This window comes from Alistipes senegalensis JC50 (genome assembly GCF_025145645.1).
In the GTDB taxonomy this organism is placed as follows: domain Bacteria; phylum Bacteroidota; class Bacteroidia; order Bacteroidales; family Rikenellaceae; genus Alistipes; species Alistipes senegalensis.
In genome coordinates, this window is the sequence record NZ_CP102252.1 from 2,612,132 (window position 1) to 2,634,338 (window position 22,207).

General features: G+C 50.3%; 22 protein-coding genes and 1 pseudogene. 4 read left to right on the top strand and 19 right to left on the bottom strand.

What is annotated here, in order from left to right; all coding sequences use genetic code 11:
- Window position 1 precedes the first annotated feature (1 nt).
- The 3 genes from NQ519_RS10335 to NQ519_RS10345 all read right to left on the bottom strand — a co-directional run bounded on the left by NQ519_RS10335 (window position 2) and on the right by NQ519_RS10345 (window position 4,395).
- Complete coding sequence (locus NQ519_RS10335; RefSeq protein ID WP_019151233.1) at window positions 2–1,417, bottom strand: type I restriction-modification system subunit M; 1,416 nt, start codon at window positions 1,415–1,417, stop codon at window positions 2–4.
- Window positions 1,418–1,420: 3 nt separating this feature from the next.
- A complete protein-coding gene (locus NQ519_RS10340) occupies window positions 1,421–4,126 on the bottom strand; it encodes a type I restriction endonuclease subunit R (RefSeq protein ID WP_019151232.1) in 2,706 nt (901 codons plus the stop codon).
- Between the two features lie 62 nt (window positions 4,127–4,188).
- Window positions 4,189–4,395 (bottom strand): helix-turn-helix domain-containing protein, encoded by a 207-nt coding sequence (locus tag NQ519_RS10345; protein WP_019151231.1) that lies wholly within the window; start codon window positions 4,393–4,395, stop codon window positions 4,189–4,191.
- Between the two features lie 88 nt (window positions 4,396–4,483).
- Between NQ519_RS10345 and NQ519_RS10350 the strand changes: the two genes are divergently transcribed.
- Both NQ519_RS10350 and NQ519_RS10355 read left to right on the top strand, forming a co-directional pair.
- Complete coding sequence (locus NQ519_RS10350; protein WP_147513218.1) at window positions 4,484–4,729, top strand: hypothetical protein; 246 nt, start codon at window positions 4,484–4,486, stop codon at window positions 4,727–4,729.
- A complete protein-coding gene (locus NQ519_RS10355; protein WP_227901128.1) occupies window positions 4,722–7,244 on the top strand; it encodes a hypothetical protein in 2,523 nt (840 codons plus the stop codon). Before NQ519_RS10350 ends, NQ519_RS10355 begins: the two co-directional genes overlap by 8 nt.
- 373 nt (window positions 7,245–7,617) lie before the next feature.
- On the opposite strand, the gene traN is transcribed toward NQ519_RS10355, so the two are convergent.
- The 16 genes from traN to NQ519_RS10435 all read right to left on the bottom strand — a co-directional run bounded on the left by traN (window position 7,618) and on the right by NQ519_RS10435 (window position 19,988).
- Window positions 7,618–8,517: a conjugative transposon protein TraN gene (gene traN / locus NQ519_RS10360; RefSeq protein ID WP_019151227.1), complete on the bottom strand. Its 900-nt coding sequence runs from the start codon at window positions 8,515–8,517 to the stop codon at window positions 7,618–7,620.
- Window positions 8,518–8,524: 7 nt separating this feature from the next.
- Window positions 8,525–9,730, bottom strand: a complete 1,206-nt coding sequence (gene traM / locus NQ519_RS10365; RefSeq protein WP_019151226.1) for a conjugative transposon protein TraM — start codon at window positions 9,728–9,730, stop codon at window positions 8,525–8,527.
- Between the two features lie 5 nt (window positions 9,731–9,735).
- Window positions 9,736–9,951: a hypothetical protein gene (locus tag NQ519_RS10370; RefSeq protein ID WP_083871086.1), complete on the bottom strand. Its 216-nt coding sequence runs from the start codon at window positions 9,949–9,951 to the stop codon at window positions 9,736–9,738.
- The gene (gene traK / locus NQ519_RS10375) at window positions 9,941–10,564 is read right to left on the bottom strand and encodes a conjugative transposon protein TraK (RefSeq protein WP_026076629.1); all 624 of its coding nucleotides are present in this window, start codon (window positions 10,562–10,564) and stop codon (window positions 9,941–9,943) included. Before traK ends, NQ519_RS10370 begins: the two co-directional genes overlap by 11 nt.
- Window positions 10,565–10,578: 14 nt before the next feature.
- Entirely contained in the window at window positions 10,579–11,655 is a 1,077-nt protein-coding gene (gene traJ, locus NQ519_RS10380) for a conjugative transposon protein TraJ (protein ID WP_019151224.1), read from the bottom strand.
- A 1-nt stretch (window position 11,656) separates the two neighbouring features.
- On the bottom strand, window positions 11,657–12,286 hold the full coding sequence (locus NQ519_RS10385) for a DUF4141 domain-containing protein (protein WP_019151223.1): 630 nt from the start codon (window positions 12,284–12,286) through the stop codon (window positions 11,657–11,659).
- 43 nt (window positions 12,287–12,329) lie between these two features.
- Window positions 12,330–13,226 carry a hypothetical protein gene (locus NQ519_RS10390; protein WP_227901127.1) on the bottom strand — a complete coding sequence of 299 codons (897 nt, stop codon included), beginning with the start codon at window positions 13,224–13,226 and terminating at the stop codon, window positions 12,330–12,332.
- Between the two features lie 282 nt (window positions 13,227–13,508).
- On the bottom strand, window positions 13,509–13,943 hold the full coding sequence (locus tag NQ519_RS10395) for a hypothetical protein (RefSeq protein ID WP_019151221.1): 435 nt from the start codon (window positions 13,941–13,943) through the stop codon (window positions 13,509–13,511).
- Window positions 13,933–14,292 (bottom strand): DUF3876 domain-containing protein, encoded by a 360-nt coding sequence (locus NQ519_RS10400; protein ID WP_019151220.1) that lies wholly within the window; start codon window positions 14,290–14,292, stop codon window positions 13,933–13,935. Before NQ519_RS10400 ends, NQ519_RS10395 begins: the two co-directional genes overlap by 11 nt.
- A gap of 11 nt (window positions 14,293–14,303) precedes the next feature.
- The gene (locus NQ519_RS10405; RefSeq protein WP_019151219.1) at window positions 14,304–16,814 is read right to left on the bottom strand and encodes a TraG family conjugative transposon ATPase; all 2,511 of its coding nucleotides are present in this window, start codon (window positions 16,812–16,814) and stop codon (window positions 14,304–14,306) included.
- Window positions 16,815–16,818: 4 nt separating this feature from the next.
- A complete protein-coding gene (locus tag NQ519_RS10410) occupies window positions 16,819–17,148 on the bottom strand; it encodes a DUF4133 domain-containing protein (protein WP_019151218.1) in 330 nt (109 codons plus the stop codon).
- 3 nt (window positions 17,149–17,151) lie between these two features.
- A complete protein-coding gene (locus NQ519_RS10415) occupies window positions 17,152–17,448 on the bottom strand; it encodes a DUF4134 domain-containing protein (protein ID WP_026076626.1) in 297 nt (98 codons plus the stop codon).
- 142 nt (window positions 17,449–17,590) lie between these two features.
- The gene (locus tag NQ519_RS10420; RefSeq protein WP_227901126.1) at window positions 17,591–17,944 is read right to left on the bottom strand and encodes a hypothetical protein; all 354 of its coding nucleotides are present in this window, start codon (window positions 17,942–17,944) and stop codon (window positions 17,591–17,593) included.
- A gap of 195 nt (window positions 17,945–18,139) precedes the next feature.
- On the bottom strand, window positions 18,140–18,736 hold the full coding sequence (locus NQ519_RS10425) for a DUF3408 domain-containing protein (RefSeq protein WP_019151215.1): 597 nt from the start codon (window positions 18,734–18,736) through the stop codon (window positions 18,140–18,142).
- A gap of 23 nt (window positions 18,737–18,759) precedes the next feature.
- Window positions 18,760–19,230, bottom strand: a complete 471-nt coding sequence (locus NQ519_RS10430; protein WP_014774760.1) for a DUF3408 domain-containing protein — start codon at window positions 19,228–19,230, stop codon at window positions 18,760–18,762.
- Between the two features lie 2 nt (window positions 19,231–19,232).
- Complete coding sequence (locus NQ519_RS10435) at window positions 19,233–19,988, bottom strand: ParA family protein (protein ID WP_019151214.1); 756 nt, start codon at window positions 19,986–19,988, stop codon at window positions 19,233–19,235.
- Window positions 19,989–20,504: 516 nt separating this feature from the next.
- On the opposite strand from NQ519_RS10435, the pseudogene NQ519_RS10440 reads away from it, so the two are divergent.
- Together NQ519_RS10440 and mobB are read left to right on the top strand one after the other, a co-directional pair.
- A pseudogene (locus NQ519_RS10440) lies at window positions 20,505–20,924 on the top strand (plasmid mobilization protein).
- On the top strand, window positions 20,909–22,135 hold the full coding sequence (mobB, locus tag NQ519_RS10445; protein ID WP_019151212.1) for a conjugal transfer protein MobB: 1,227 nt from the start codon (window positions 20,909–20,911) through the stop codon (window positions 22,133–22,135). Before NQ519_RS10440 ends, mobB begins: the two are co-directional and overlap by 16 nt.
- Window positions 22,136–22,207 lie beyond the last annotated feature (72 nt).

Below are 22,207 nucleotides of genomic sequence, written 5' to 3' on the forward strand. Positions count from 1 at the left end.
CTTATTCTTCAATGTTAGCCAATAATTTCTGCAATTCAGCAACCGCATTGCTAATTGTATCGCTTTTATCTTTTATGTCTGCCATCAGTTCAGCCAATGAACGGTCGTCCACCTCACCACCTTGTTTTATCCATGTGATGTCGAGACTTGTCTTGTCTCTGGCAATGATCTCATCTACAGAGTATTTGCGCCAACGCCCTTGCGGATTATTCTCTGCATCGTAGGTTTCTACCCGATTATTGTAGCAGGAAACAAAATCATCCAAGTGATGGCGTTCCAGCTTATTGGTGGCAAGCGTGTGCTTTACATCGGTACGATAATCATAAAACCATATTTCTTTGGTCGGTTGCCCTTTGCTGAAAAACAGCACATTGGCTTTCACACCTTGGGCATAGAAGATACCTGTAGGCAAACGTAATATGGTATGCAGATTGAAATCTTGCAATAAGTGTTTACGGATTGTTTCGCCTGCTCCGGCCTCAAAGAGGATATTATCAGGGAGCACCACAGCAGCACGTCCTCCGGTTTTGAGCATAAGCATCATGTGCTGGAGGAAGTTCAACTGGTTGTTCTTGGTCTCTACGTAGAAATCCGGACGGTTGATGTCCACAGAACCGGCCGGGCGAGTTCCAAAAGGAGGATTGGCGAGTATCACATCAACAAGGGTTGACGGTTCTTTTTCCAAAGAGTCCTCACACACAATCGGACTACGGTCTGTACCGATGCCATGCAAATAGAGATTCATGGAAGCGAGTGTTACCACCAAAGGAGTATTATCTACACCATGCAAGGCTTTGTCACGCAAGAAATCACGTTTTTCTTTATTTGCCGACTGACCTTTCATGTAATCGTAGGCAGTGAGCAAAAATCCACCAGTACCACAAGCAGGGTCGCAAACGGTTTCACCAATTTGCGGATTGATGCAATCCACCATTGCCTGAATTAAAGGACGGGGAGTAAAATATTGTCCGGCACCGCTTTTCTTGTCTTGTCCGTTCTTTTCAAGAATACTCTCGTAGATAGCCCCTTTCACATCCCCGTCCATGATGAGCCATTGCTCTTCATTAATCATGGTGATAACCTTTTTCAGATAAACGGGCTTGTCTATCTTGTTTTGTGCTTTGGTATAAATAGTGCCTATCAAATTGTCCTGCTCGCTAAGCAATTTCAGTGTCTCTTCGTATTGCTTGACCAGTTCCAATCCATCAAGGGAAATCAAATCGTTCCATTGATACCCAGTCGGAATTGCCGATTCCTCTCCGAACATTTCTACATTCTCGACATCCATCTTCAAAAACAGAAGATAGGTCAGTTGGGTAATATAATCAGTAAACCCAATACCTTGTCCGGCAAGAGTCGTTGCCAAATTCCAAACCTTCTTGGTGAGCGATTGCTCTGTTGCGTTATTTGTTGCCATAACTTATGCTGCTTTTCTTAATACTACAAATGTGTAAAGCGACCGAAGGGCTTCGTCTGCTTTCTGCATATTACCAAATGCCCGAATCATTTGGGCTGCATGGGTCGCATCGTCTTCACGAATATCCCTAACCGTACAAGCTCCGTTAGACGCAATGTAATCTACAATACGACTGATTACTTCACGCTGCTTGTCGGTTATTTCACGCTGATTTTGTCCTAACCATAGATTGAAATATTGCTTGGATGTAGTAACTACACTGTCCAATCTCTCAATTTGGCGAAAAGCATAGCGTACCAGTTGTATGATGTTTGTCAAAGCATCACTTTCTTCTTTTGTTGTAGAACGCTTTACTTTGCTTGGAGAAAGGATTGCATACGAATTCCAAATTTGCTTTGGAGCAAAATGGTTGTTTGCCATTTTGAGTTTATGTTCCAAATCTTTCAACATTGAATAGGTTATCGGCTCGCCTTCATTGTTATAGATAATGCGAAGAGCCTCTATTTCATCTGCATTTTCTCTGCAAAATTCCTCGAATGCCTCCGTTGTGTTTTTAGCATCCTCAATGGAGAAACCTTTTGAGATAAGTGTATCTTCTCCGGGCATTAGCGTATTGACAAAACCGGCCGCGAGAATAAGCAAGTATCTCCGAGCATCAGCATGATTGGCAAGTGGAGACACCAGACCTTTGCGTTCTAAATTGGGCTTTTCTGTGCTGACAAACGGTGGCAGAGTGCTTTTTTCAAGCGCATCGTATATTCTGGCAGAAAGTTCCTTCATGTCATCATGAGACAAACGGGCAAATTCTTTACGTTGCGAGTCATCTGCCTTATTGAATATTCGGGCAAGCGTGGCAGCAAGCCGTTTGAGATATTCATCAGAAATATAGCCGTGACTGATATGCTCTAACAATTCTTTCAGAGTGATAATTTTTGTGGTCGATTCATCGTTTGCTGTTGGGATGGTCTTTTCATGTTCCGTCACGCCTACTGCATCAACCAAATAAAAACAATCCTTACTGAATGCATTCGGAGTGACATTACGTAATTGATCATCGCCTATTGTACGCACTCCGCGCCCCTTCATCTGAATATACAACGGCAATGATTCCACATCACGCATGAACATTACCACTTCCAACGGCTTTACATCCGTTCCTGTAGCAACCAGTGTGCAAGTCACGGCTATACGGAAATCCTTGTCATTGCGGAATTGGCGTATCAGTTCGTTGCTGTCACCTGCCGAATAAGTGATTTTCTGAACGAACCGGTCATCAGTCCGTCCAAACACCTCTTTAGCTATTTGTACGATATTGGTAGCATGGGCTTCATTGAGAGCAAATATCAAGGTTTTAGGAAGATAATCCATGTTCGGCTCACGCTGTGGGTCATTAAAGAGTTCTGTATAAACCACATCCCGATAAGTCGAAAGAATCAACTTTATCTGTGCCGGATTGATGATACTTCGATTAAGTTCCTTATTTGTATAAGTTTTGGTTTCCTTACTGCTTACAGTCTTGACCTCACCCGTATATCTTGTTTCTTCTTTAAATTTTTCGCCCTCTAATATAGCTCCGCCTGTTTCCGTGACCTGTGTTTTTATGCTATACACCCGACAATCCACATTCACACCATCAACGATACTCTTCTCCAATGTATAGTTGACGATGCGGTTGTTATTGAAAAATGCCATCGTTTCTTCAATAGGTGTTGCAGTCAAACCTACCAGTCTTGCCGTGTCGAAATACTCCAGTACCTTACGCCAGTTTCCATAAATGGAGCGATGACACTCGTCTATGATAATCATATCAAAATAGTCATGTGGCAAATTGGGATTAGGCGGCAACGCTACTTCTTCTGTAGGTTCACTTTCGTCATCGTCTTCATTATCCTCAATTGTGTCTCCTTTCAGGAATGAGAACAGTCGTTGAATTGTAGAGACAATCACGTTACTATCAGAAGGAATAGAAGATGACCGAAGACGATTGACTGTAAAGATAGTGCTGAAAGCCTCTCCATTTTCAGTCAGGCGAAAAGTCCCAAATTCTCCCTCTGCCTGTTTTCCAAGATTGTTTCTGTCAACAAGGAATAAAACCCTACGCATAGGAGTGTATGAGAGCATTCGGTAGGCTGCAAGACAAGCTGTATAAGTCTTCCCTGCACCGGTGGCAAGTACCATCAATGCTCGTTTTTGTCCCAAACGGAAACTCTTTTCCAATTCTGTTATAGCTTCGTATTGACAATCACGCAAGCCTTTCTTACGCAAAGTAGGAAGTCCGGCAAAATAATCATTTATCCCTAACTTTTTAACCAATTCGTGAGGTGTCGGGATAGTCATTATTTGTTTGAAATAATGGTCTTGTTCTCGGAAATTACAAAAGTATAATTCCTTTCCGTTGGATGTGAATATAAATGGCAGTGGCTTTTGATATGTCTGATATATGTTAGGTACGCTTCTGGCATATAAGGCTGCTTGCTCGCATACCTTAGAAGAAAAAGCATCTGTTTCTTCGCGTTTGGCTTCAAGTACGCCAACAGCCTTTCCGTTTATGAAAAGAAAATAATCTGCTTCGAGATTACCTTTTAGTAGCCCTTCCCTTATAGCGACAGCTGTACTAGTCGGGTCATACTCATCCCTATTGATAACTTCCCAACCAGCATCGGTAAACCACTGATCTATTTTTTGTCTCGCTTTTTCTTCAGGTGTCATAAGTTCCTATATCTCTACATTATCGGAAGTTGCATTCTAAAAATAATGGATATTCCCAAACGCTATTGACGTTCGTCCTTGTCCGTTATTAGATCTTTCAAGTCCACTTGAAGAATCTCTGCTATCTGCTGCAATGTCTCCAGATTTGGCTGGATTCTGTTGCAAGCATAAGCATTAACCATACTGAAACTCTTATCAAGTTGTTTGGCCAACCACGTTTGAGAGATGCCTTTGTCCGATAAAACAGCCTTTATTCTATTCAGTTTCATTATTAGACGCAATTTTATTGCGCAAATATAGTGAATTATACTTGATATTTTTATATATTTGCTACTGAATTAATTTAGGAATAACGATATGGTAGAAAATAAACAATCAAACATAAAAGCCATTCTGGACACCGATCTGGAAAAATTACTAAAAGAAACGAAGCAGTACAATGCTTTTGTTGATGGTGAGTTACAATGTGCATATTGCGGAACAACAATTACTATTGATAATTTAAGTATAATTCTTCCAATAATAAAAGAAGGACACACGACTTTAAATTTCTGTTGCGACAATGCTGTTTGTTTAGCTAAATTTAGAAAGGACCATGAATGATATTGAACAGTTTGTAAATAAATTTGGATTAACTCCATTTTGGTCTGTTGTTATTATTTTGCTTATTATTTGCATATGGCAATATGATAGAGTTAGAGTTATTGTGACAGATATATATTGTATTGCAGCAAAAACTATCGGTTGGTTCAAACGAGAAGCAACAAAAAGAAAACTCGAAGAAATATGTAATAAAGGTTTTACTTCAATTTCACAGGAAATATCTGAATTGAATCTTCCAAATTTAAAAATAAATTGGATTGCAAAAGGCACGCAAGATATAACATTGAAGGACAAAGAGGCTATTGTGTTTTTGAAATTCAATCCAGATAACACACAAAATATAATAAACGCAACATCGGCATATGTTAAAAAAACACTTTTGCCGATACCTAAAACATATATGTCTCCTCAGGTGCGAGATGCGATTGACTATACTGTTATCAGAAAATGTCTGTTAGAAATACCCGAATATCGCCTTGCCGTAAACGATTTTATTAAAAATAGCCAAGATATTTGTATAGAGAATCAATCTATAATTGATAAAGTATGTAATATAGATGATGCTGGCTTGATGTCAAGAATACTATTTCGCGAGTATTTTGAATGGGGTAATCGAATTGCCGGACGAAATATAGATAATAAGTACCAAAAAGAAGCATCAGAATTTTTAGATTTCTTATATGACATCACGGCTCGCGGATATGATGACAATACAAGGCTTCAGTACATTTCTGAGAACATAAAAGTTGGTGTTTTGTTAGTAGCAAAATTAGACACCTTTTCAGCACAAGGCGAAACACCATACGTAAGACGTATAAAAGAAGGATTTGCTAAAGGCATTAGAACCTTTTATCTTTTAGCCAGAAATGAAAAATTGGATATCGTTGAAGATGTATATGGTAAACTTATACAGACTGGGAATTACAATCTACTAAATGGACCTAAAGCATATAAAGATGCTCAAGGACGTGAAAATATTTGTTATTGCATTGAAATTAACAGCGAGGGAAACATGGCCCAAACGTTTAATCGTCTTTCTGATGCAATGGACAAAAACGCCAAACTTGAAGCTGTTGTTCATTCTGTATATGCGGATAAAATACTATGTCTAATTAACGATATAAAAATTATTATTCCTTATAATAAAATAACAGATGTGCCGGATTTGAAGTTACACTATTACTTTCAGGTAGGTATGTCAATTGAATTTATTCCCGTGGAATATGACAAGCATGGAAATGTTTTAGGTAGTTTGCTTCAGACAAATAGTAATCCACAAAGAATGATGGATAATAAATTCTGTGTAGGAAAAGAAGTCGAAGCTATTGTTGAACAAGCACTTGATGATTGTCTATTTTTAAGAATAAAAGATTCTGATATTAAGGCTGTTGCTTTAAGAAAAGATATAACTTATAGTCATTATATTTTTTTACACCAGCAATTCCCAGTAGGGAATGAATATTTGTTTAGGATTATCGAAATAGATTACATTTCTAATAGATTATATCTTCAATTAGCGAATCTATGTGATCCGTGGGAAAATTTAAAATACTCAGAAGGCCAAAAACTTATTTGTACTGTATACCAAAAAAAGGAAAGTTGTGTAATTACTGAGATAGAAGAGGGAGTAAAGGCTATTCTTCCTTTTACTGAAACAACTTGGTTCACTCCTGAACCATCTCAAATAAAAAAATTAAAAAATAATGTAGAATTTGAATGCAGGATAAAAAGCATTAATCAAGACCGCCGTTTAGTTATATTGACAACAAAATCAACAGAATCTCCATATTTAAATTATTATAAAAGAATAGAAGAGGATAAATATATTGTTGATGCACAAGTTATTGCCTCTGATGCAAAGGGGTTGGTTTGCCTTGCGGATGAAAAATACCGTATTTTTATTCCGCAAAGCGAAACTCATATTGGAGTAAACAAATATAAGTGTAAGATTAAAGATCTAATTAAGGTACATATTAAAGATATTAGTAATGATAAACGATCCTTTATAGGTTCTCTAAAACCATTCATAAAACACCCTATGCAATGGTTTGCTGATAACTACGCACCAGGTATTGCTCTATCCAATTTGACAATAAATACGATTAATGAAAAAAGTGTGCTATTTAATATTCATCGAAATCCTAAACAATATTGTTTAGGATTATTACCTATTGGAGAGGTTACCAATTTGTGTCATATAGAGTCAATAGAGCGAATATATAAAGATGGAATAAAATTTCCACTGATAATCACAGAAATTGACATGGAACGCTGTATTGTAAAACTTAGCTTGAAAAAGTTATTAGCAAATAATAAAGATAAGGTTAAATTGCTCGATTATTATACAAGGTACTCTGCGTATATTATAGGAAAACGTGATAATGATTGCATTATAATTGTCGATAAAATTTGGATAGAAGGTATTTTGATTGAATCAAAAAATTGTAAAATTGGTGACAAAGTGTCTGTGAGGGCAATTTCTTTGGGGGAAACTCCTGAGTTTAGCATGGATTAAAAATAGATGTAGACAAAACAATCTGTTTGTCCAACTATTCCTCCTATCGCCTCAGCCCGTATCATATGGTGCGGTTTGTTTGCGCAAGTTTCGTTGATTAAGATATAATACATTGATAATCAATGCAGATAAATTTCTTCAATGAAGATGAATATTGAGTTTCCTCAAGCTGCATGAAAGACACCCCGGTACGGTCTGAAAACCGTACCGGGGTGTCTGATTGTTCGGAAACGAACAGCCTTTCAGAGCCGCAGCGTGCGGAACCACGTCTGAATATCCTCTTGCAAAGTGCTCCTATAAGATCGCCGCACGGATTCGAAACATTCCCACTGCTGCATAAAAACTTCCGCATCGGGTTCGACCGCCTGTCTCTTTACAGGAGTTTCGCATCCAACAATTCCCCTGCGGGTATCTCCACTGTCTGATGCCGGGCTCCGTTCTTCTCGATGATTTCCAGCAACAGCACCTTGTCATCGGAGATCGTCAGTTTAGGCAGCGCGAATACCGTCCGCTGACGCTGATGTCTCCTCACGACGGCCGGGTCGTTGCATACGCGCAGGATTTCGAGCGGCGTCTGCTGTTGTGCCGTACGCTTGGCGAGTTTGCGATCTGCTACGATGAACCGCCGCGTATCCACTTCGAAGGAGATATTCGTGTCGTTCGAGATACAGGTGTGAATGTATATCACGTCATTGAATACGTAAATCCCCAGCACCTCGACCCCGATGCCGTATTTCTTCGTACGAATACCTTTCACGTCCGTACGGTTCTGCCGGTATATGTCGCTCAACATGCGCTTTACGGTCGCGGGCTTCTCACGGCCGACCTCGCGCAGCAGCACCCGGCCCTCGGAAGCCGTCGGCTGCGGGTCGCCTGCAGCGACGGGCTCCTTCACTCCTTCCGACTGCAGCTCCTGTACGGAAAGGTCGAGCGTCGAGACGGCCGGATTCTCGGCATAATGGACATCGAAGGTGAAAAATCCGCCGTCTTCGGTGATGACCGTCAGGTTGGTTTCTGCTGCGAAATTCCGCACGGCGGCTTTCACCCGCACGACGTTTTCGGCCCCGTCGGCTTTGCCTGCGATGATGTCCATCGAGCCGATGTCGATATACGTGACGGGCGACGGGAACAATATATGCACGGTTTTCGTGAATCCCGCTTCGATCTTTCGGGGGCCGATCTGCTGCGGCCCATTCTGCATGGCTTTCGCCGTAGCGTGTGCTGCCCAGATTGCGGAAACAATCAGGAGCAGATAAATGAGGTCTCTTTTCATAAACGTTCTATTCTTTTGAAATCAATAATAGCTGATGGTTGGCTTTAAGGGTGATCTTCACCTCGCGGAGCTTCCCGGCGACATACTGCGACGAAGCCTGCAATCCTCCACGCGCCAGTTCGGACAACACCTGCTGTCCGGCCGAACGGGTGACGTTTACGCTCGTCCCGGCGGTCTGCCCGACGGACGCCAGCGCCTCTTTGAGGGCTGTCCGCTCGCGGGAGTTCGGGACATTCAGCCCCGGCTGGCCGTCGAGGTCGTAAGCCACGGCTTCGACGGCAAAGATCCGCCCGCCGTATTCGACGGACGACACCGTGACTTGCAGCCGCATTCCGGCGATCGTCGCAAGACCGTATAACGGGGTGTTGCGGGGAATCACCATATCGTCGATACGCACGGCTTCCAGCAGTCGCAGCTGCACGGTGCTTCCGGTACGTATGACCTGCGTCTGAGCTACGCAGGCTTTGACGGTCGGAATATCGGCATGCGCGACACCACCTGCCGCTGTGAGAAATCCCAAGTTACGTTCGACGGTGAAATCCGCCCGCGGGTCGAGCGTCGAAGCTTCGACCTCACCCTCCCGCACGGGCCGCATGACGGACAGGCGCGAATTCCGCCGCTGCTTTGTCGGCTCAACTGCTTCTTCACCCGCGGCCGTTCCGCCGCCGAGATACTTCCGTGCGAGCTTGTACTGCTCCTCGGCCAGTTCCAGCGGGTCGGGCTGTTGCCGCTCGGCGTCGAGCTGGGATTGCAGGGCCGTGACCTGCTCTTTCAGGGCTTCCACCTCGGCATTGCGCTGCGGAGCGGCGTAGAAGCCCTGCACCTGCTGCTGCATGGCCCGGTTGGCCTCGGCGGCCCGCAGTGCGGGGTTATCCGCCGGTGCGAGTTCCTCGGCGGTTTTGAGTCCGTCGTCCAGCAGCGAGAACGAGTTGTCGCCGAGTGTCATCATGCGTCTCTGCTGCTGCTCCTCGCTGCGGAGCTGTTCCGCGGCTTTGCGTTTGTCTCCGACGGTGGCCTGCGCCTTGCCGTCCGGGACCGACGTATTGATCCCCGCGGCTCCCTCTTGGGGCTTGACGGGTGCAGGCCGGAATATGAACCACAGCACGACGAAGAAGATGCATCCGAGGATCGCCGTGAAGAGCAGCACCTTGCGTTTGCGCTGCCGCTCGAACTCCGCCGAGGGGTCATTGCCCGGATTCTTGTTTTCTATCATAACGTTTACGGTTTTAGATGTAATAATTCGGGATACCCGATTTCCAGTTCCGGCCTCATGTCCGTAGCGAACAGGAGCCAAAGATAAAGGAGCAGTAGCAGGACGAGCGCCGCGAGTACGATCCGTTCCCGGATGCGGGGCGCGAGTGTGTCGTGGCGGCGTCGCAGCGACCGCCGCACCCAGCGGATGCGGCAGCGCAGGGAATGCGGTTTAGCGGTCATAGGTCGCGATGTCTTTGTTCTCGACGATGTTCAGCGCCTCGACCATAAAGCCCTGCGGGTTGTTGTCCGAGCGGGAGACGTTCACCAGACGGCACGTCGTGACGAGCGACCGCTCCGTGACGGTGCTCTCGCGCAGAATACGCTGCCGGGCAAAGGTCGTAACCTCGTAGGGATAACGGTCGAAATCGCAGCGGATGCTGTCCACTTTGACCATCTGCGAGACATTGCCCGCGATCAGGCGGTTGAAGAATCCCTTTTCCTGCAAGACCTTGTAGTAGGACAAGGCGCTTTTGTCGGCCATCTGCAAGGCGCGGCCGACGTTGGACTCGATGGCCGCCTTGTCGGGCGAGAGGGTGAAAAAAAGTTCGTGGAAGCGCCGCACATGCTCGCGGGCTTCGACGGGGCGGTTCTGTGCGAGGTCCTGCGAGAGTGCTACCATCAGCGAGCGACCGTTGTCCAGTACGTAGATCTTCTGCCGCTGCCGTTCGGCGAAAGAGTAGGACATCCAGACTGCCGCCACGGTTACGACGGCGCAGATTCCGGCGAAGACGAGCGCGTACATGCGTAGTTGCCTAAACGATGTTTCGATGTTCGTTAAACACTTGAATTCCATAACAGCGAATTATTTTATTTTCTGAAAATAAGCCGGGCGCCGTTCATGATGCCGCGTCCCACGGCCTTACCGCCGGACCATGCCGCTGAGCCGGCGCCTTTGGCCCCGGCCCATGCTTTGCCGGCCGTCCATCCGGCCCCGGCGCTTACGAGCGAGGTCATCTTCGAGACGGTCTTGTTGTAGGCGGCGAATCCGTTCGCCTGCACGACCCACGAGGCGATCGAGGGGATGCAGAGGTATCCGCACACGGCCACAAGCATAAAGATCAGATTCAGGCTGTTCGACCAGTCCACATACCAGTTGTAGCCTCCGGCCATCAGTTCGGCGTCGTGGCGCATCGAAAGGGTTTGCAGACGTGCGATGATCGCCGAGAAAAGGTCAGAGATCGGCAGCCACAGGTAAATCGAGACATACTTCGTGAGCCATTGCGTCAGGGTGGATTGAAAACCGTCGAACACGGAAATGGCGAAAGCGATCGGCCCCAGCAGCGAGAGGACGATCAGGTAAAAGGTCCTCAGCACGTCGAGGATAACGCTCGCCGCCGCGAAGAGCAGTTCGAGCACCCATGCCAGACATTTGAAGATGATCCCTTTGACCGACCATGAGGACCGCTGTTCATTCATACGATCGAGTGCTTGCTGCGTTTGGTCGTCGAGTCCCAGTTCATTCAGTTCGCGTTCCATCTCCTCGTCTTCGGCATAGTAGCTGTCCGGGGGCATCTGCTCGCGGCCTTCGAGTTCGAGCCGCTCACGCCGCTCCTGCCATTGTTCCATGTCGAGCGTCTGCCCGACCATCAGGGAATGCGTCGCCTTTACCAAGGGTGAAAGTATGCCGTTCAGGCTTCCCAGCACGAGCGTCGGGAAGAACAGGATGCAGATGCCGACGGCGAAGGGCCGCATAAGGGGAAAGAGGTCGATAGGTTCGGCTTGGGCCATCGACTGCCAGACGCGGTAAGCGATGTAGAGCAGCGCCCCGATTCCTGCGATGGCCATTGCGACCTGCGACATCGGGTAGCACAGCGCCATCATATCGTCGTATAACACCCGGAGAATCGTATGCAGATTCTCCGTAAGGGAAAGCATGCGTACCATATTACCAGTAGCGCTGTTCGTCGGTTCCGTACAATGAGAGCACTCCTTCCATATCCCGCTTCCGGGCGGCCCGCAGCAGGGATATGGAGATGTTCTTGCGCGTGTAGTAGCGTGTCAGATCGCGGTGATGCCGCAACACGCCGTAGACGCGCTGCACCACGTCGATACGGTCCTTGTCCGTCAGGGACATGTCCGTAGGATTCACGATGTCCTGCAGCTCCTTCAATTCCCCGGCCGACTCCTCGATGATGCGTGCGTAGCCTGCGGCGATGGCCGCGAGTTCCGCGGGCGTGAAGTTCTCGTCGCCGACCATGCGGCGATAACCGTCGACGTAGATGTCCGAGATTTCGCCCACGAGCAGGATGCACTGCTGCACCTTGCGGGCCGAGCGGACGAGGTTGCTGACGGATTTCAGGGCGTCGTAGTATCGCTTCCCCTGCTCATAAATCTTCACGGTTTCCTGAAAACTTTGCAGCATGGTGGAGCCGTTCTTGGCGGCTTCGACGACCTGCTTGGTGGAGTTGACGATGCCCTGCGCGAGGTTCGTGGGGTCCGAGACGACCCACTGGGCGTATGTGCTGCGGCCTGTGCAGACGAGGCACAGACACAGCAGGATGATTTTATGGTTCATTGAATTGATCGTTTTTTTAGGATTTTTCGCCTGAAGGCGGATATCATCGTTTTATCCGCCAGCCTGTGGCCGATTGTTCGGGCTGCTCTTTTCTTGTAGAATCGATCTCTTTCTGCCGCACCCCGGAAATATGTTTCTCCGGCTTCGGGCCTTTCTGCCGCAGGGATTCGAACAGATCGTCGGCGTAGGGCTGCCGTCCGGTCATGCGTACGAGCCGTTCGTCCAGTTCGCGGAAAGCTTTCTCGACCTGCCCGTATTGCTCGGCTGGTGATATGCCGGGAAGAATCCTGTATTTGTCGAGCAGCTGCCGGTTAATACGGTTGTCGTCGATTCGCTCCGGGAAGCGTGCAAGCCATCCCAAGGTCTGCAACTCGGCATCGAGTTTTTCGATGTAGGTTTGCTGCAGGGGAATTTCCGGATCGCTCTCCAATATCCTCTCGGCCTCTCGCACCATGCGGTTCTCGGCCTTCCAGATTCGCTCACGGAGCTGCTGCACCTGCTGCGGATCGTCCGCACATGCCGGACCGTCCAGCCGCCCGCGCATCTCCTGCAACCGGCCCGTATCGGTATCCCAATCGTAAAGTCGCACGACGTAACAGGAGGGCGTATAGCGTCCGCTCGTTTCTGCCAGATGACGAAGCTCGCGGAACGTCTCGGCGCGGAACTGCCGGTCAATGATATGCGCTGCTGCCTGCACCTCGGCCATCGGCGGCTGCCGGAGCTTGCTGTCGGGATGCTGCTCCAGATAGGCATCCAAGAGAAAGGTGTGCATGGCCAGCAGGCCGTGCAGGGAGTGGGCGGTGTCTGCCGGAACGTCCGCGAGGCGGCGCCCGATCTTTTTCGCAAACGGTGTCCTGCGTAGGGCTTCCATCAGTTCCAGCATATCTTTTCCTGCCGCATCTTCGGGCGTCCTGAGAAAGCGGTCTGTCGCTGTATTCATTATCAGTCCGATTCCGGCAATGGTCAGATCCGATTTCCGGTACCGTCGCACAAAGTCCGTAACATTGCGTATATTCCGTTCCCGAAGCAGGTCTTCAGCGTGTCGTGCAATGAGCGTGCGTCGGTGTTCCCTTTCCCACTCCGGCTTGCGGCGGAATAGCCGTGCAATCCTATCTTTCCATTTCATAACTGTTGGATTTAGAAATGTGTGACTGCGAGCGGAGTCCGCCGAAGGGCTGCCCCGACAAGCAGGGGCAGCCCGGAAATGCCGAATGACGCTCCATTATTCGGTCGGTTCGTTGAAATCGCACGCTTCGGCACCGATTGCGTCATCCTCCTGTCGCCGGATGCTGTCCTCCGACACGAAGCGTCCGTAGCAGCCGATGGTGAGCGTTTCGGCAGTTGAGTCGTAGATCACGCGGTTGCCGTCGTCGGCCCCGAGCCACAGGCGGTGACGGCGCAGCGCGATGATGCCGTCCTGTACGAGGCGTTTGTAGCAGAGTGCGTGGTCGAAGACGAGGATGCGCCACGTTCCTTCGCCGATGCGGCGTATCGAGGCCGAAAGGTTGTTTTCTGCCGAGAGCCACGCCCCGCAAATGCGGTCGGCGTCGAGTTGTTCCCGAAGGTCCGCCAAAGTGCGGATAACTTCGGTGCGGGTTCTGATCTCCTGCTGAAAGGCCGCTACGGCCGACGCAGGTGTCGATTGGTTACTGTTCATAATCTTTGAGGTTTGAGATTCGTTTGAAAACGCCGCCCGGCACGAGGAGCAGTGCATCGGCCGTGGGCGTGTAAAAGAGGTCGACCCGGCGTCCGCCGTAGGCCGTATAATAGACGCAATCCTTGTAGTGCAGAACATGCGTTTCGGATGCGCTGCGGCGCGTGATGGTGATCCGGAATTTCTCGCCGCACGGCTCGATCACCAGCCGCGTATCGTCGAGCGTCGAATACCATTCGCCGCACAGGGGACGGATTTTGCGGTATTCGTAATCGTAAAAGAGGTGAAACGCTCCGAGCACGACGGCCAGCGTCAGCAAGGTGCCGGCGCATATCCAAAGCAACTGTTTCATGGTAGCAGGAATTAAGATTCGATATCCGTTTTACGCTCGCGGGCCAACTGCCGGATGGCGGCTTCGATGTCGCCGCCGAGTTTCCCGGCAAGCTCCATGACCTGCATCTTCTCCGACTCCTCAGTGGTGTAGGTCAAGTATTCTTCGACCGAGGTTTCCGTAGCATAAACCGCCGACTGTACGCCTCCGAGTCCGATCCAGACCTCTTTATAGCGGCGTTCGGGATCGTTCGAGAGATTGATCGACAGAATCTGCGCCCGCTCCTTGTCCGTCAAACCCAGCAGACGTTGTATGCCGTCGAATTTCGAAAGGTACTTGCGCTGGTCCAACAGGATTTTGCAGTCGGCGTTGTTGATGATCGACTCCTTGACGATGGGCGACGAGATGATGTCGTCCACCTCCTGCGTCACCACGACCGCCTCGCCGAAATACTTGCGAACGGTTTTAAATAAATACCTAATATATGCACTCATATTAGCCGAGGTGAGGGCCTTCCAGCACTCCTCGATGAGGATCATCTTGCGGACGCCTTTCAGCCGCCGCATCTTCGAGATGAAGGTCTCCATGATGATGAGCGTCACCACTGGCAGCAGCGTCCGGTTCGAGGAGATGTTGTCCAGCTCGAAGACGATGAAACGTTTGTCCAGCAAATCCAGCTGCTTGTCGGAATTCAGCAGGTAGTCGTACTCGCCGCCCCGGTAGTAGGGCTCCAATACGTTCAGAAAGTTTTCGAGGTCGAAATCCTTCTCGCGCACGCGCTTCTGCTCCAGAAGCCGCCGGTAGTCGGTTTCGACGAACTCGTAAAAGGTATCGAACGAGGGGACGACGGAGCGGTCGGCGCGGAGCTTCGAGAGGTAGAGGTTCACGGCGTTCGAGAGCGCCACCTCTTCCGAGCGCGTCGGCTCCTCGGATTCGCGCTTCCAGAGGGTCAGCAGCAGCGTCTTGAGCGACTCGCGCTTCTCTACGTCGTACACACCGTCTTCGACATAAAAGGGATTGAAGGCGATGGGCGCTTCTTCGGTATAGGTGAAATACACCCCGTCGCGGCCCTTGGTCTTGGCGTGAATCAGCGAGCAGAGTCCTTGGTAGGAGTTTCCCGTATCGACCAGCAGGATATGCGCTCCCTGCTCCCAGTACTGACGAACCAGATGGTTCGTCAGATAACTCTTGCCCGAGCCCGACGGCCCGAGGATAAATTTATTCCGATTCGTAATGACGCCGCGCTTCATCGGAAGGTCCGAGATATCCAGATGAATCGGAATGCCCGACAGGCGGTCGGACATCTTGATTCCGAAGGGCGACAATGACGAGCGGTAGTTGGTCTCCTCGTTGAAAAGGCAGAGGGCCTGATCGAGAAAGGTGTAGAAACTCTCTTCGGCGGGGAAGTCGGCCTCGTTGCCGGGAATCGCCGCCCAGAACAGCACCGGCACGTCCACCGTGTTGTGATGCGGCGTGCAGCCCATCAGGGCCAGTTGCGAGCCCACGTCGTTGCGGATGCGCTTCAGCTCCGCTTCGTTCTCGGCCCACGCCATGACGTTGCAGTGGCACCTTACGGAGCGCAGCCCCTGCGAGTGCGCCTCATTGAGGTACATTTCGATCCACTCCCGGTTGATGGCGTTCGAGCGCGAATAGGCCGCCAGCGAGTTCATGTTCCGGGCCGAGGCTTCGAGCCGCTTGAGCGTCTCGTCGTGGTCGTCGAGGAAGATCACCTGATTGTAAACATGGTTGCAGAAGAGTAGCAGCCCCACGGGTGCCGCGAACGAGAGCCGGCAGTCCGAACGGTCGGTCGAGAGGCGCTCGTAGCGGAAATCCGTCGCCATGCTCTGCGGCAGCACGTCCAGATCGGAGAGCGTGTGCATCGAGAGGTACTTGTCCCCGATGCGCATCGTCCCCGGGTCGAGACGGATATCCTCGTTGACGACCGGACGCCGCTCGTCCGAGAGGGCGAAGTAACGGGCCAGCAGTCCGGCGTCGTCCGCCGTGCCGACGATCTCCGCTTCCGTAAGCCGCTCGACGCGCACGAGGCCCGAATCGTTCAGAATGCGCTCCATCTGCTCCGCAGCTTCCAGAAAGCGCGTCACGGCATCCGTGTCGCGCATCTCCCGCGGGACGATGAAGCCCCGGCACAGGACGGACGAAGCGCTGGTCTGACGCATCCGCTCGGACGTGGTCTTCGTAACGAACAGGTAGCACGTGTGCCGCAGGTAGGGCCGCTCGTTGAAATGACGCTCGTAGGAACGCGCGAGAAAGCTCCGCTCGGAGTCCTCCTCCGGAGCCGTGTATCGTTCTTCGATAAAGAAGTCCTGTTTGTGGACGACGGTGTAGTCCGGCAGCACCTTCAGGGCTTTGAGCCATGCACCGTGCAGCGCTTCGTACTCCTCGCCCGTGAGGGTGAAGAGTTCGGGCAGCGTGACGCGGTAGGCCGCGGTGATGTCGGCGAACTTGGAGACGATGCAGTTGTTCTCGACGCGCAGCAAAGGGAATTTCGATTCCAAGGTCGAGGTTTTCAGGGTTCCGCGCATAGGATTATGGTTTTACGGTTCGACGAAAACGCAACAGTCGCCCGACGGCCCGGCGGTGGACGATGCGCCGCGGATACCGGCGCGAGGCCATGAGCTTCTGAAGCCCGTGAGGACCGAAACGGCGGTTCAGGTAGAAGGTGCCGCCCGTGACGGCAAGGCCGGCCGTGAGGGCGAAGAGGATGCAGAAGCCCTGCGGGAGGCCGCTCATGTACATTCCGGCGAAGCAGACGAAGACGCCCAGAAGTCCCGCGACGAACAGCACGAGGTACTGCGCCGTGAGACTCTGAAATTCGACCTGACGGCCGACCCCTTTGTTCACTTGGTATTCGGCCATCGCTTAGAGGAAGAACGAACGTAAGACCGTGCCGACGATCACCAGAAAGACGCACGAGAGAAACAGCGCCGTAGCGGATTTGGAGGCATCCGGATCGCCCGACGAGAATTTCGAGTAGACGCGCACGCCGCCGACCAGTCCGAGGATCGCCGCGACGGCGAAGATCAGCTTCGTAAGCGGGTCGAAATAGGACGTTACCATGTTCGTGGCCTCGCTGATGCCGGCCATGCCGTTGCCCTGCGCAAAGGATGCGAGTGAGGAGCACAGGGACAAAATCGTGAAAATTGCTCTTTTTTGCATAAAACAGGTAGTTTGGTTAGGGGTGTGAAAAAGGCCGCAGCCTGCTTTGGGGCATTCTGCGACCGGATACATCGTATTTCCTGCTGCGGAAAAGGCGTCAGCCGTATTCGTTATTCCATTTCATGTCGTAGGTCGTTTTTAATTAAGCATAGGCCCGGATGTCGAAGTTGGCGATGGCCTGCCGCTCCTCGGCCGTGGCATCGCCCATAACGGCGCATTCTCCGAAGTCCAGCTCTCCGAGCATCGCATGAACTTCCGCGTCGCGGAGTTCTGCTCTGGCGGGAAGAGACGGAAGCGGAGATCGGGCGCCGGCAGGAACTTCGGGCTCCGAGAGTTCGCCGTCTTCGCCGATCGGGGGTTGCACGACAAGCCCGTTCCACGACGCCATCGCGGACTTCTCTTCCGAAGCCGGGGCAAATATAGCATCTCCGCCTGCCGAGGCGGTGCCGATGTCCGCTCCAGTCCGCTCCAGTCCGCACCGATAGGATTTTGACACGAGAATTTCAGGAGTTTGACGGGGTGCAGTACCGGCATTCGGCGTGTGAGGGGCAGCGTTATGCCCGGTGTGTTTTTTCTTCGGGCCTTTCAGATTGTCGACGACATATGACGCGAGCCGCCCCCGGAAAAACAACTGATCCAAACATACGGCGCAGGCGGCAATAAGAATTATGCTGTTCATGGCAGAAAGAATTTAGACGATGTTATGGTAATTCTGTTCTTGATGTATGCAGTTGATCTCGTCGCGGAACATTTCGAGATGGTGCCGTAGGATATTATCTACATAAGATGTTGCGGTCAGTCGCTCGCCGCCGATTTTTTTCAGGACTTCAAGGATTTTCCGTTTCGTAGGGGCACTGACATAAAGCGAGGCGCGGAGGTCGTAATCCACCCGGACAAGAAATGTTTTTTTGTAGTCGGGCAATGTCATCGAACGTCGCCATCGTATGTCCGGTACGGGAACACACTCCGGCTTCACATCCTGCTTTTCGGATACGACCGTTTCGGAAGGCGGAGAATCGAGATTTGAAGAATCTTCAGGTGCAGCGACAACGGATACAAGTTCAGTTGTCTGAGGTTGTTCCATCGAGGGCCATCCATCGCTATTTTCCGTTTGCACGGCAGGCATTGCACAATCGTCAGGTTGCTCCGAAAAGTGTCCGGCTTTATTATGACCTCGTCGCTTCCCGAGGTGCAGCAGCCCTAAGATTGACAAAACGATAATGCCTGTGCCAAGAGCGAGTAATGAAATGTCGAGGACACCGGACTCGGATAAAAAGCTGTAAAGCATAATTAGAAATTTTTAAGTCATTGTTAAACAAGTTTTTCAAAATTCCGCTTACGATCGAGCCGGTTTATATCGTCACGGAAAGTTTCGATGTGGTGCTGTAGAATATTATCCACATATGATGTCGCGGATAATCGTTCACCTCCGATTCTTTTAAGTATCTCCAGAATCTTACGCTTCGTCGATGCATTGACATAAAGTGTGGCTCGGATGCCGTATTCCACAGGAGTGAGAAACATTCGTTCATAATCGGACAAGGGTGGTGTTCTCCGACGGCGTGGCTCTTGTGCTGCGGGCACAGACGGGGTTTCATCCGGAATCTTTTCTGTGTCGATCTCCGGAACAGAGGGCGGTTCGGCGGGAATTGCGTCCGTAGCGGTTCCGGATGGGATCTGTTCCGGAATTACCCGTGTGACCTTTGTAGTGATAGGTAACTGCCCTGCGATCACCTGTTTTACAAGACTTTCGTCTACTTCGATTTTGGGTTTCTTGGCCATTGTTATCGGATTTTGAGGAGTGTAAGAATTTCTTCTGTGAGGATTTCGAGTTGCGCCTCACACGCAAAGGTTCGCGCCGGAGCCAGAAGTGTCGAGCGGCCGACTCCTGTATTGTCCGCAAGCAGCTCCTTGTTGAACTTCGAGCGGTAAGGAATGTGAGTTGTCATAAGCGACAACCCGAGCTTGCGGATAACGGCCTCGTATCGATCGTAAAGCGGCGTTCGTTCACGACGGTCTATCATCGTCCAGAAAAGATAGACGCTTTGTAAAGTAAGGGTCGGATCTTGGGCAAGGTTAGTGGTGAGACTCCGGGCAAAGGAGAGCGTACTTTCCATGACGACCTTGTCGGCTTTCATGGGCACAAAGACAGCGTCCAGCGACGCGAGCAGCCGAATGACACCTTCGGCATTGACCGTTCCCGGCAAGTCGTAGAGAATGATACGGGGATGGTAGCCGCTTTGCAGCAGCCGCTCGACTTCTTCGGGGGCTTCAGGCGGCATACATTTCAGCACAGGCCAGAGCTTGCGGCCCGTCGCTTTGAATTGACGTACCAGCAACAGCTTGTGGTAATCGTCATGCTCGATGAGCGACAGTTCCCGCTCACGTTGCGCATGAACGGACCATTGGGGATAGTCGCAGTCCACGACCAGCACGTCATAGCCTAATGTGTAGTGCAGATGACTGGCGAGTAACATCGTAAATGTCGATTTCCCGATGCCCCCTTTTTGATTGCAGATCGAAATGCTTGCTTGTTTCATTGCTTGTGTGTTTAAATGGTTGTTTGGGTAACTATGCGTCTGTCAAATCATTTATATATACTACCTTATATTTGGACGAATAATTGGATGATTATTCGGTCTGCCGCCCTTTCGTTCCTTTGCGCAGATACTCGGTTAAAGATTCGGGTATCCGTCTGAACCGATACTTGTTTTGCGATTCGCGCAGTTGCCCGAATAATCAATCCTGCCGCAATATACAACAGGGTAAAACGCTTCGGTTCCGATGTCCGCTCCAGTCCGCTCCAGTCCGCACCGAGGGCTTTTTTTTGCCCCGAAACGGTTGTAATATTGCATCGGGAACAGACCCGGCCCCGGAAGCCGTAACGGAGGATTTTCGAAATTTCGGTCAGAGATTCTCCGGCGCGGATTTTTCGCCTCACTTGAGGCGAGCGAGCTGTACCTTTGTATGCCGAAAAGTTTTTCGGCATACGAAAGGTGCTCGCTCTGCGAGGCTGGGTGGCGTTCCCGAGTCACGCCACTTAAACTACCAGACTGATGACAACCACGAAAAAGAGGATCGGACGCCCGACAACGACAGATCCCAGAGTCCACAGGTATAATTTCAAACTCACCACGGAAGAGAATATCCGCTTTAAGCAGATGCTTTGTAAGGCAGGATTGGAACATAACCGCAGCCGGTTTATCGTCAAACGAATCTTCGCCGAGGAGTTCGTTGTCGTCAGACGCGACCCTTTCAAAGTGCAGTTCGTCGCACGGCTGAACGACTTTTATTACCAATTTCAAAAGCTCGGGAACAACTATAACTAGATTGTAAAGGTCATCAATTCGCACTTTTCCAACATCGCGATCCCGCATCAGATCGCCGCATTGGAACAGCGAACGAGAGAATTAAAGGCTCTGAGTATCGAGATTCTCAACCTTGCAAAACAAGCTAAGGAGTGGTTGCGAATATAAGATCGGGTTCCTCGCCCGGCGGGGCGTTGCATTACAACAAGGAGAAAGTAGATAATGACGAGGCCGAAGTGCTCTATTGGCAGAAGATGCTCGAACCGTTCGACAAACACGGACGCCTTGATATTGACGCTTGTATGGATAGTTTCTGGCCATACCTTGAAGCCAATCGCAGGACTACGAACACGGTTTTCCATGCCTCGCTGAACCCTTCACCGGAGGACAGGCTGACAGACGAACAGCTCCGGGAAATCGCGCAGGAATACATGGAGCGTATGGGATATGGGAATCAGCCCTACCTTGTTTTCAAGCACAAGGACATTTCCAGAGAGCACCTCCATATCGTGTCGCTGCGGATCGATGAGCAGGGCCGCAAACTCCCGCACGATTTCGAGGCCCGGCGCTCGATGGAGATTCTGCGTGACTTGGAGCGCAAATACGGCCTGCATCCGAGCGTCAAAGGACAGGAACTGACGGACAGGGAGGGCCTGCGTAAGGTGAATTACAAAAAGGGAAACGTCAAACAGCAAATATCGTCCGTCGTCAGATCGTGTCTGCGAAATTACAAATGCTCATCCTACGGAGAGTTTCGTACATTGTTGGAAGCCTTCAATGTCTCGGTCGAAGAGCGTACGGGAACTATCGACGAAAGGAACTATGCCGGTATTGTCTACGGCGCCATGACTGATGACGGCTATGGCATCGGCACTCCGTTCAAATCGAGCCGTATCGGCCGGGATGTCGGCTACAAGGCTCTTCAAAAGTATTACGAGCGGTCGAAGAGTGCGCTGAAGCAGGACGGGTCGCTCGACCGGCTGCGACAGACAGTCCGGGATGCCATGAGTCCGCACAATACGCGGGACGAGTTTCGGCAGCTGCTCAAGGCGGAGAACATCGACGCTATCTTCCGCATCAATCCGGTCGGCAGAATCTATGGCGTGACTTTCATTGACCATAACGACGGCATCGTTGCCAACGGGTCGGTGCTGGGAAAAGAGTTCTCGGCGAATGTCTTCAACGAATTGTATCCGGCTCCGAAAGAGGCGCAACAGGTTGCAGAACGACACGCGGAACAGAAACACGAGCCGCAAAGCCATACGTCGAATCCGTTAACCGGCATTGTCGATACGGTATTGGATTTGGTCGACACGCAGGCTTATGAAGAACAGCAACGGCTGATACAACGGCGAAAAAAACGACGATTACACAGATAATGCTATTGAAATTTTGCACGACTGAAAGTGTTCGTCCGAATTCAAGATTTTGAGGAATTCGATACTATTTGC